This window comes from Ruegeria sp. BF6 (assembly GCF_056538665.1).
On the sequence record NZ_JBQFTN010000018.1, the window covers coordinates 54,144 to 64,834 of the forward strand.

The following is a 10,691-nucleotide window of genomic DNA, read 5'->3' on the forward strand; positions in this document are numbered from 1 at the left end:
CCGCTAGGGCAACCAATGCACCATTGGCGTTCTTGTTTTGATATAATCAGTGGAAGAATTGAGGGTGAACCGAAGCAGTCGGCACTTCTTTAGCCGCAACTGCGCGTTTCATGAGTCTTTAGATCAAGTGGCAGAGGTTTCGCGCAATGAGCTTAGAAGAACGGCCCTGCCCGGGTGGCTCATACGCCTCAGGAGTGTTCTATGTTTAAAGATTTCTGTCAGGCAACCGTATTAACAACCGTGTTGCTGACCGGTTCCGTAGCAGAGGCGGACGAAAATGTGATGGTCGTGTTTGATGGCTCGAATTCCATGTGGGGCCAGATCGACGGCACGGCGAAAATCGAAATTGCGCGGGACGTCATGGAAAACCTGCTGGGGGAATGGGTCGAAAACCGCAATGTCGGGCTGATGGCTTATGGTCACCGCCGCCGGGGTGATTGCGGCGATATCGAGGTTCTTGTCGAGCCCGGCCAGCAGGCGCGCAGTGTTATTCTGGACCAGATCAATGCAATTTCACCGATTGGCAAAACCCCTCTGACCGACGCGGTCGAGATCGCAGCTAAGGCGCTGTCCTACACCGATAAGCCGGCAACCGTGGTGTTGATTTCCGACGGATTGGAAAGCTGTGAGCGCGATCCTTGCGCGCTGGCGCAGGCGCTGGAACAAGGGGGCGTAGGGTTCACTGCGCATGTCGTGGGGTTTGGTCTGGGCGCGGATGAGGACGCAAGCTCGTTGGCCTGTATCGCAGAAAACACCGGCGGTCAGTATATCACCGCCAAAAACTCCCAAGAGCTGAGCGCTGCTCTTAGCGCCGTTGGGACCGCCGTGGCACAGGCAGACCCCGAGCCCGAACCCGAGCCTGCGCTGCAGGATGTCGTTGTAAAAACATCAGAGACCGCTGTGGGCGGGTCGGATCTGCAGGTCAGTTGGACGCCGACGGTTGAAGAGAGCGATTATATCAACGTTGTCCCCGTTGGCTCCGACCCCGGTGTTTTTGGCAGCTACGTGCGAATTGGTGACGCCAAAGAAGTTAAAATCACTGTCCCCGGGGGTGAGGGTTTGTACGAGGTCCGGTATTTGCACAACCAAACCAAAGAGGTATTAGGACAGGCCACGCTTGAGGTGACCAAGCCCGAGGTTGAGTTGACTGCGGCTGGGACGGTGCTGACAGGTGCGAAATTCAAGGTTGCGTGGTCACCGGCAATCAACCGGCGGGACTATGTGGCGATAGTGCCAGTGGGGTCCGACCCCGGTACGTTCGGCAATTATCAGTCGGTCGGCGGCGCGACCGAAAAGTCCCTGAATGCCCCGGCCGATCCGGGCCTCTACGAGCTGCGCTATATCCTGAACGTCGACAAGCGCACGGTGGCGTCGCAGCAGATCGAAGTAACCGATCCCAAAGTTGTTTTGCAGATCCCCGAGACCGCTTTGACCGGGTCCGTGTTCGAGGTTGCCTGGGATGGCACGGTCAGCGCGCAGGACTATATCAACATCGTTCCGCACGGGACGGACGAAGGCAAGTTCGGCAATTACATCACCGTTGGGGATGCCTCGAAAGGCAAGTTGAAGGCGCCAGCGGAACCCGGCATTTACGAAGTGCGTTACGTTTTGCGCGAAAGCAGCAAAACGCTTGCACGCGAAGCGATGGAAATTACCGCCCCAGAGGTCTCGGTTTCGGGTCCTGGTCAGGTTGTGACTGGATCAAAGTTCGAGGTGTCCTGGACCGGCCGGGTCAACGCTCAGGATTACGCTGCCATTGTCCCTGCAGGGTCGGATGACGGGGTCTTCGGTAATTACGCCGTTGTGCGGGACGGCGATACCGCTGTGCTGACCGCTCCGGCCGAACCGGGCCTGTATGAGCTTCGCTATATCTTGCGCGAGGGCTCGAAAACGCTTGCGACCGCTACGATCGAGGTCATTTCTCCGCAAGTTACAATCGACGCGCCGGAGACGGTTATCGCGGGATCGAAATTCAAAGTCGCCTGGACGGGCACCGCAAATACCCAAGACTATATCAACATCGTTCCGGCAGGCACTGAAGAGGGTAATTACGGCAACTACATCGTAATCCGTGACAACAACAGCGGCGACATTCAGGCCCCGGCGGAACCGGGGTTGTATGAAATCCGCTATGTATTGCGTGAAGGCTCCAAAACCATCGCAACGGTCAAGGTTGAGGTGACCGAGCCCGCGGTGACCATCCAGACGGTGAACGAGGTGCGCGCGGGCGATAAATTGCGGGTATCCTGGACCGAGACGGTCAGCACGAATGACTACATCAATCTGGTGCCGATGGGCACGCCGGATGGTGAGTATGGCGTGTATGCGCAGGTACGCGCGCAGTCCGAACTAGATCTGAAAGCACCGGCCGAAACCGGTCTGTACGAGGTTCGCTATCAACTGCGCGAAGGCAATCGGGTGCTGGCCCGGCAGGCGGTTGAGGTTTTGGTTGCGGACGCGGCGCTTGATACCGGCGCATCGCTTGAGGCGCCCGACATTGCCCCCGCGGGCAGCAGCATTTCGGTCGGTTGGCATACTGACAGTCAAAGCGCCGACCAGCGCATAACGCTGGCGCGCAGCGAACAGGCTATTTTCACTTGGATCTCGGCTCAAAAGATCAACGGCGATCCCCCAATCGAGATCACCTTGCCGAAGGAGCCCGGTGTTTATGAAATTCGGTTGCTGGACCTTTCAAACAAGGCGGTGCTGTCCCGAAAGGTGATCAAGGCAGAATGACGTCAGGCACGTTGCCTAGCCACCGCTCAATTGCGACGAGTAATAATAAGCAATCGCCTGGGTCCGGTTCTTCACCGACAGTTTCTCGTAGATATTGGACAGGTGAAACTTGACCGTGTTGGTCGAGATTTGCAGTTCTTTCGACAGGTCCCGGTTCGACATGCCCTTTGCCAGCGCCTCGAGAATGGAGCGTTCTTTACGGGACAGACTTTGGATCGGGTCCTGCTGCATTTTGCGGACGTCAATGAACGGGAACACCATTTTTCCCGCTGCCACTTCAGCGCAAGTATCCAGCAGGCCCTCTACCTCGCCGGATCGCGCGGCAAAGCCTGCTGCACCGGCCTGCATCGCCAATCGCGGGGTTTCGCCAGTCGTTTCCCCATAGACGACAAACCGTGGGGCATGAGCCTGTTCGCGCAATACTTCGATCAGTTTCGCAGCCCCCAGAACCGGAAGGTTCCAGTCCAAAACGCCGACCTGAACAGGCACCCGCATCACAGTTCCCAAAAACCCTTCGGCTGTGGCCGAGGTCGCGACCAGCGAGAATCGCGGGTCCCGTTCAAAGATTTCGGACATGGCAGACAGGACCAATGGATTGCTGTCCGCCAGCATGACATCGATCGGAGCGTTAGCGGTAGCAGCCATCTGATTCACCCTGTTTTGCCGAAAACCACCCATTTGGGTAGGTAATAAAACGGTATACTTTTGTATTTTTACCTAGATGGATAGGTTTTACCCCATACTTTTAGCCATCCTAAAGCAGTAGTAAGTTACGTTGCGTTACAGGGCAAGTCCGCGTTTTCTATTCGGCAACATAACACACCTGGCCGCAGTGCCCGAACAACCGCCGAGGATGTCTAACAATGACTTTTCAGATTTTCCCACCGCTTGAAATTCCCGAAACGCTTGCTGCGGGTCCGGGGCCAGGCAATACAGACGCCCGCGTCCTGCACGCTTTTGCCAACGCAGGCGTTGCGGATCACATGCAGGGCGATGTTCTGCGCGGTATGATCGAGTGCAAGCATATGCTGCGCAAGATCTGGGGCACAGAAAACGCCTATACTTTCGCCGTTGCCGGCACTGGTTGGAGCGCGCTGGACACCATGTTCTCGGCTGTCATGCCCGGTGACAAGGTAGTTGCCTTTACCAACGGCACTTTCTCGGGCATCGATGCACTGACCTTGCGGATCAAGGCGGCGACGCCCGAAGAGCACGCCGCCAACCCGCTTGACCCGCAGGCCGCCAGCGTCACCGTGATCGAGGTTCCGCATGGCCAGCCGGTAACAGGTGAAATGGTCGACGCCGCCCTAACCGAGCATCAGCCGAAATGGGCCTTCATGGCGCATTGGGAAACCGGCTCGGGCCGCATCAACGACCTGCGCGGGTTCTCGGATGCATGTGAACGACATGGCGCGATGGGTCTGATTGATGCGGTTTCGTCGCTGGGAGTCGATGACTTTTCGATTGATGGTTTCCCGGGCGTTGCTGGTTGGGCCTCCTGCCCGCAGAAAGGCTTGTGCTGCCTGCCGCTAACCTATGCGCCGGTCAGCTTCACCGATGCCTATATCGAAACCCTGAAGGCAACCGGTGCCTACACATACGTCCACAACCCGATTTTCGAGGCCCGCCACTGGGGCGTTGTCGATGGGCAAGATGTGGAGAAAGGCACCTATCACCGCACCCACTCGGGTTACGCGGTTGCGGCCTTCCACGAATCCCTGCGCCTGACGCTGCAAGAGGGTCTGGCCAAACGCTCGCTGTCCTACCGGACCCACGAAAAGGTCTTGCGCGATGCAGTGCTCGAAATGGGGTGCGAGGTGACTTCGGATATGCCCAGCCTCGTCGTGCTGAACCTGCCGCCGGCACTGGCGGGCCGTGAGATGGAGCTGGTGCAGAATTGCCGCGCTCGCGGGTTCGGCATCTGGCCGACGCTCAGCGCACCGGTACAAGTTCGTATCGGCATCCTGAACCAACTGAACCGACAGGCCGTCAGCCGCATTGTACGCCTATTTGCCGAGGCCCTGCATGAGCTGGGCGGCGAGGTCGATCACGACGCAATCGAAGCTTTGCTGGAAAGCCGATACGGCACGTCGATCGCTGCTTGATCACACTGCATGAACGGGAGGATTGCAGATGGATATCCATGAATACCAAGCGAAAGAGCTTCTTTCGAATTTCGGTGTCGACGTGCCCTCGGGCGCGTTGGCCTATAGCCCCGAGCAAGCGGCCTATCGGGCGCGCGAGCTGGGCGGTGACAAGTGGATTGTCAAGGCACAGGTCCACGCAGGCGGGCGAGGCAAGGCCGGAGGGGTCAAGCTGTGCGACACCGAGCACGAAATCTATGAAGCCTGCGACGACTTGTTCGGCCGCAAGCTGGTCACGCATCAAACTGGCCCTGAAGGCAAGGGCATCTACCGCGTCTATGTGGAATCGGCGGTGCCGATTGATCGTGAAATCTATCTGGGTTTTGTTCTGGATCGCTCCAGCCAGCGGGTGATGATCGTGGCCTCGTCCGAGGGTGGGATGGAGATCGAAGAGATCTCGGCCGAGCGCCCCGACAGCATCGTGCGCTCTATCGTGGAGCCGGCGGTGGGTCTGCAGGAGTTCCAGGCCCGTGAGATCGCTTTCAATCTCGGCCTTGAACCCAAATTGGTTCAGCAAATGGTGCGCACCCTGCAGGGTTGCTACGCCGCCTTCAGTGAGCTGGACGCGACCATGGTCGAGATCAATCCGCTGGTCATCACCGGTGACGACCGCGTTCTGGCGTTGGATGCGAAGATGAGCTTTGACGACAACGCCTTGTTCCGGCATCCGCAGATCTCGGAACTGCGCGACAAAAGCCAGGAAGATCCGCGCGAAAGCCGCGCGGCGGACCGTGGCCTGTCCTATGTGGGTCTGGACGGCAATATCGGCTGCATCGTCAACGGCGCCGGTCTGGCGATGGCCACGATGGACACGATCAAACTGGCGGGGGGTGAGCCAGCCAACTTTCTCGATATCGGTGGTGGGGCATCACCGGAACGTGTCGCCAAAGCCTTCCGTCTGGTTCTGTCCGACAAGAATGTTCAGGCCGTATTGGTCAACATCTTTGCCGGAATAAACCGCTGCGACTGGGTTGCCGAGGGGGTGGTGCAGGCTCTGAAGGAACTCGACCTCGATATACCGGTGGTCGTGCGACTGGCCGGAACAAACGTCGAGGAAGGTCAGAAAATCCTTGCGAAATCCGGCCTGCCAATCATTCGCGCCACAACATTGATGGAAGCCGCAGAACGCGCTGTCGGCGCATGGAAAAACGACCTTACTCAAGGCACCAAGATGAGGGCTGTGTAATGAGCATTCTTCTCGATCGTGACTCGCGTGTCATCGTACAGGGCATCACAGGCCGCATGGCGCGATTCCACACCAAGGACATGCTGAGCTATGGCACGAATGTCGTAGGTGGTGTCGTGCCCGGTAAGGGCGGAGAAACCGTCGAAGGTGTTCCAGTCTTCGACACCGTCAAGCAGGCCGTCGAAGCGACAGGGGCAGATGCCAGCCTCGTGTTCGTACCGCCACCGTTCGCTGCCGACTCAATCATGGAGGCCGCAGATGCTGGTATCCGCTATTGCGTCTGCATCACCGACGGTATTCCGGCGCAGGACATGATCCGGGTGAAACGGTACATGTACCGCTACCCCAAGGATAAGCGCATGGTTCTGACTGGGCCGAATTGCGCCGGCACGATTTCGCCCGGTAAAGCTCTGCTGGGGATCATGCCCGGTCACATCTACCTGCCGGGCAATGTTGGTATCATCGGTCGATCGGGTACGCTGGGCTACGAGGCCGCCGCACAGCTGAAAGAGCGTGGGATCGGCGTCTCGACCAGTGTGGGCATCGGCGGCGACCCCATCAACGGTTCGTCCTTCAAGGACATCCTGCAGCGGTTCGAGGAGGATGAGGACACCCATATCATAGCCATGATCGGTGAGATCGGCGGCCCGCAGGAAGCCGAAGCTGCCGAGTATATCCGGGACCACATCACCAAGCCCGTAGTGGCTTACGTTGCGGGTCTGACGGCACCAAAAGGCCGGACCATGGGCCATGCAGGGGCGATCATTTCAGCCTTTGGCGAAAGCGCCAGCGAGAAGGTCGAAATCCTGTCGGCCGCCGGCGTGACCGTGGCCGAAAACCCTGCCGTGATCGGTGAAACGATCGCCCGTGTAATGGAGGCTGCGTGATGGTCAAACCCTCGGTTCTTGTTACCCGTCGTTGGCCTGCCGCCGTCGAGGCGCAGCTGGCCGAGAACTATAACGCCGTACTTAATACCGGGGACAAGCCCATGTCCCCGGCCGAAATCCGGCAAGCGTTGAAATCCTATGACGCGGTGTTGCCCACCGTCACTGATACGCTCAGCGCCGAAGCTTTGGATGTGCCCGGTGCGCAGACAAAGATCCTCGCCAATTATGGTGTCGGCTACAGCCATATTTGCGAGCCGTCGGCGCGTGGGTTGGGCATGACCGTGACAAACACACCCGACGTGCTGTCCGAATGCACCGCTGACATCGCCATGACGCTTTTGCTTATGGTGGCACGTCGCGCTGGTGAAGGTGAGCGCGAATTGCGCGCCGGCAACTGGACCGGCTGGCGTCCTACCCATCTTGTCGGCACCAAGGTCAGTGGTAAGACGCTGGGCATCATCGGCTACGGCCGCATCGGTCAGGAAATGGCGCGCCGCGCTCATCACGGGTTCGGCATGGATATCCTCGTCTATAACCGCAGCCCGATTGCTCCGGACGTGCTGGCCAAGTGCAATGCGACCCAGGTCGACACGGTTGATGACCTGTTGCCGCAATGCGATTTTGTCTCACTGCACTGTCCCGGCGGCGCCGCAAATCGCCACCTGATCAACGCCCGCAGACTAAACCTGATGAAACCCGATGCGTTCTTGATCAACACCGCACGCGGTGAGGTAATCGACGAATGGGCGCTGATTCAGGCACTGATGTTTGAGATGATCGGTGGCGCGGCGCTGGACGTGTTCGACGGCGAACCCCGCATCAGCCCGGACCTCCTGCAATGTGACAACCTCGTGATGCTGCCGCATCTGGGCAGTGCTACGCGTGAAGCGCGCGAGGCTATGGGGTTCCGTGTGCTGGATAACCTGAGCGACTTTTTCCAAGGCCTCGAGCCGCGCGACCGGGTGATCTGATGCAAGCGCTGGCCCGGCATACTCAGTCCACCACCGACCCTTCGAGCTATGCCGAAGGATTGCGCTCGGAACTGCGTGCGTTGTGGCGGAACATATTGCTGAAACGGGCGCCTCACGTGTCGACGTGGGCCGAGGCAACGCCGTTGCGTCCCATCCCCACCGGGCCCGAGGCAACGCCGTATTTGCAGGCCTTGTCTATCTGGTTCCAACTGTTGCGCATCATTGACGAAAACGCCGAAGTCCGGAACCGCCGCCTGACAGAGACCCAAAGTGGGGCCGAAGCGGTCGAGGGCGGATTTGCCGAGGTGTTGTCCGACCTTTCCCTGACAGGCAGCCAGACGGAAAAGCTGACCGCTGACCTATGTGCCGGTCCCACCCTGACCGCACATCCGACCGAAGCAAAACGGGTCACCGTTCTGGAAATTCACCGGCGTATCTACCGCAACCTCGTCAGTCTTGAGACGCAACGCTGGACCCCGACCGAACGCGCCGAGTTGCTGAATGGCCTGGAAGGCGAGATCGATCTCTTGTGGTTGACAGGCGAGCTGCGCCTGTCGCGCCCCAGCCTGCACGATGAGATCGAGTGGGGGCTACAGTTCTTTCGCGATGCAATCTTTGACGCCGTCCCTCAGGTGATGGATCGGTTCGATCAGGCTTGCTTGCATGTGCTGGGCCAGACGCTGAGTGAAACACCCGATATCCGCTTTCACAGCTGGATCGGCGGCGACCGGGACGGCAATCCGAATGTCACAACCGAGATGACCGCACTGGCCCTGAAACGCGGACGTGAAACGGTTCTGGGTCTTTATCGAAAGGCTCTTGATCAGGCCGCGAGCAGGTTGAGTATCAGTGCACTCATATTACCGCTGCCCCTGCCCCACAGGGCGCGTGTACAAGAAATAGTCGATCGGGCACCTGACGCTGACCGCAATCGGAACGAACCGTTCCGGCAAGCTCTCAGTGCCATCGGCCATCAGTTGACAGGTGGCGGCTATAATCACATCTCGCAATTCGAGAGCGATCTTGATGCGCTTGATGCCGCATTGTGCGCGGTCAACGCCGATATTCTGGCGCGACGGCATATACGACCTCTGCGCCGGGCTGCGTCGGTTTTCGGGTTCCGAACCACAACCCTGGATATCAGGCAGAATTCAACCGTCACAACCGACGTTCTGGCCGAAATCTGGTCGCAATCCGGGCGGGCTCCCGAATATGGTGCACACGAATGGTCTGCCCGTTTACGGGCCGAACTGGCGGATCAGAACCTGCCTTACCAAAACCGTGATGCGCTGAGCGATCAGGCGCAGGAATTGCTCGCCCTTCTGGCGCTGGTCCATAGCGTGCGATCAGGGCCGGACCCAAGGGCAATCGGGCCATTCATCTTGTCCATGACCCGTTCTGCCGATGACATTCTCGGTGTCTACCTGTTGGCCCGTTATGCCGGGTTCGGGTCCGAGACACTGGATATTTCGGTGGTCCCGCTGTTCGAAACGATTGCTGATCTGCGCAACGCCCCAGCGATCCTGCTAAATGTACTGGGCGTTCCTCTTGCTCGCCGCAGCCTCAAAACCGATAGCAACGTAATAGAGGTGATGCTGGGGTATTCGGACAGCGGTAAGGATGGCGGCTATTTCTGTTCAACATGGGAACTCGAGCGCGCCCAGAGACGGATCGTATCGGCGCTGGCATCGCAGGGCTTTCAAGCCGCGTTCTTTCACGGTCGTGGCGGCTCGGTCAGTCGAGGTGGCGCACCCACCGGGCGCGCCATCGCCGCGCAACCCAGCGGAACAATTTCCGGGCGGCTGCGCGTAACCGAACAGGGCGAGGTTGTTTCGACCAAATATGCCAACCGAGGTACGGCCGCAGCGCATCTCGAACTGCTGCTCTCAAGCACGTTGCGCCATACTGCAAACCCTGGGGAATCTCCTGCCAGGCCCGAATTTGGCGACGCGTTGGATGCTTTATCGGAACTGTCGCAGACGGCTTATGTTTCGCTTTTGCAGATGCCCGGCTTTCTGGATTATTTTCAGCAGGCTAGCCCGGTCGAGGAACTTGCTCGCCTGAAAATCGGATCCCGCCCGGCGCGTCGGTTCGGCGCAGCCAGTCTGGATGATCTGCGAGCAATTCCATGGGTCTTTGCATGGTCGCAGAACCGCCACCTGATCACAGGTTGGTACGGGTTTGGTGCCGCGATGACCAGCTTTCGAAAGTTCCGTGGTGCGCGCGGCGATGAAGTGCTGCAGGACATGTTTCGACACTCCCGCCTATTTCGCCTCGCCGTCGATGAGATGGAGAAATCGCTCTATCAGGCGGATATGGGTATCGCCGCGCAATACAGCGAATTGGTGCACGATGAGAAAACCCGCCAAAGCATCTCGCAGGCGATCAAAACGGAATACGATAGCGCCTGCACCGCAGTGCAGTTTCTGACCGGTGGCCAGACCATCGGTCACCGTTTCCCTCGTCTGTGCGAACGGTTCGAACGCAAGCGCTCTGAATTGGCCCGAATTCACGCGCTGCAAGTCAGACTGCTGCAACTAGCTCGAAACGAACCACAGTCAGGGTCAGTTCCCGTGCCCTTGCTGCAATCCATGAATGCCATTTCCGCTGGCCTTGGCTGGACCGGCTAACCCTTTTAGGAGGTTTCAAAGTGAACGCCCCGCACCGTACCGACGATTTTTTCACCCAGTCCCTTGCCGACCGTGACCCTGAGCTGTTTGGCTCGATCACATCCGAGCTTGGCCGCCAGCGCGACGAGATCGAGCTG

Annotated in this window: 7 protein-coding genes; 6 read left to right on the plus strand and 1 reads right to left on the minus strand. The window is 58.8% G+C overall.

The window, feature by feature from the left end:
* Positions 1–201 precede the first annotated feature (201 nt).
* Entirely contained in the window at positions 202–2,736 is a 2,535-nt protein-coding gene (locus ACR0IM_RS21750) for a VWA domain-containing protein (protein WP_480683214.1), read from the plus strand.
* 15 nt (positions 2,737–2,751) lie between these two features.
* On the opposite strand, the gene ACR0IM_RS21755 is transcribed toward ACR0IM_RS21750, so the two are convergent.
* Positions 2,752–3,381, minus strand: a complete 630-nt coding sequence (locus ACR0IM_RS21755) for a response regulator transcription factor (protein ID WP_480643171.1) — start codon at positions 3,379–3,381, stop codon at positions 2,752–2,754.
* A 218-nt stretch (positions 3,382–3,599) separates the two neighbouring features.
* On the opposite strand from ACR0IM_RS21755, the gene ACR0IM_RS21760 reads away from it, so the two are divergent.
* The 5 genes from ACR0IM_RS21760 to ACR0IM_RS21780 are packed head-to-tail and all read left to right on the plus strand — an operon-like array spanning position 3,600 to position 10,554.
* Positions 3,600–4,841 carry a pyridoxal-phosphate-dependent aminotransferase family protein gene (locus ACR0IM_RS21760; protein ID WP_480595794.1) on the plus strand — a complete coding sequence of 414 codons (1,242 nt, stop codon included), beginning with the start codon at positions 3,600–3,602 and terminating at the stop codon, positions 4,839–4,841.
* A gap of 28 nt (positions 4,842–4,869) precedes the next feature.
* Positions 4,870–6,066 carry a malate--CoA ligase subunit beta gene (locus ACR0IM_RS21765; protein WP_480643172.1) on the plus strand — a complete coding sequence of 399 codons (1,197 nt, stop codon included), beginning with the start codon at positions 4,870–4,872 and terminating at the stop codon, positions 6,064–6,066.
* Complete coding sequence (sucD, locus tag ACR0IM_RS21770) at positions 6,066–6,953, plus strand: succinate--CoA ligase subunit alpha (protein ID WP_480643173.1); 888 nt, start codon at positions 6,066–6,068, stop codon at positions 6,951–6,953. The genes ACR0IM_RS21765 and sucD overlap by 1 nt, the downstream gene beginning before the upstream one ends.
* Complete coding sequence (locus ACR0IM_RS21775; RefSeq protein WP_480683215.1) at positions 6,953–7,924, plus strand: 2-hydroxyacid dehydrogenase; 972 nt, start codon at positions 6,953–6,955, stop codon at positions 7,922–7,924. The genes sucD and ACR0IM_RS21775 overlap by 1 nt, the downstream gene beginning before the upstream one ends.
* Positions 7,924–10,554: a phosphoenolpyruvate carboxylase gene (locus ACR0IM_RS21780; protein WP_480595802.1), complete on the plus strand. Its 2,631-nt coding sequence runs from the start codon at positions 7,924–7,926 to the stop codon at positions 10,552–10,554. The genes ACR0IM_RS21775 and ACR0IM_RS21780 overlap by 1 nt, the downstream gene beginning before the upstream one ends.
* Positions 10,555–10,691: the final 137 nt, after the last annotated feature.

Excerpts from the sequence above, each read along its gene's own strand:
- ACR0IM_RS21765 (WP_480643172.1), top strand. The coding sequence starts at position 4,870 with ATGGATATCCATGAATACCAAGCGAAAGAGCTTCTTTCGAATTTCGGT.
- ACR0IM_RS21760 (WP_480595794.1), top strand. The coding sequence starts at position 3,600 with ATGACTTTTCAGATTTTCCCACCGCTTGAAATTCCCGAAACGCTTGCT.
- ACR0IM_RS21755 (WP_480643171.1), bottom strand. The coding sequence starts at position 3,381 with ATGGCTGCTACCGCTAACGCTCCGATCGATGTCATGCTGGCGGACAGC.
- ACR0IM_RS21775 (WP_480683215.1), top strand. The coding sequence starts at position 6,953 with ATGGTCAAACCCTCGGTTCTTGTTACCCGTCGTTGGCCTGCCGCCGTC.
- sucD (WP_480643173.1), top strand. The coding sequence starts at position 6,066 with ATGAGCATTCTTCTCGATCGTGACTCGCGTGTCATCGTACAGGGCATC.
- ACR0IM_RS21750 (WP_480683214.1), top strand. The coding sequence starts at position 202 with ATGTTTAAAGATTTCTGTCAGGCAACCGTATTAACAACCGTGTTGCTG.
- ACR0IM_RS21780 (WP_480595802.1), top strand. The coding sequence starts at position 7,924 with ATGCAAGCGCTGGCCCGGCATACTCAGTCCACCACCGACCCTTCGAGC.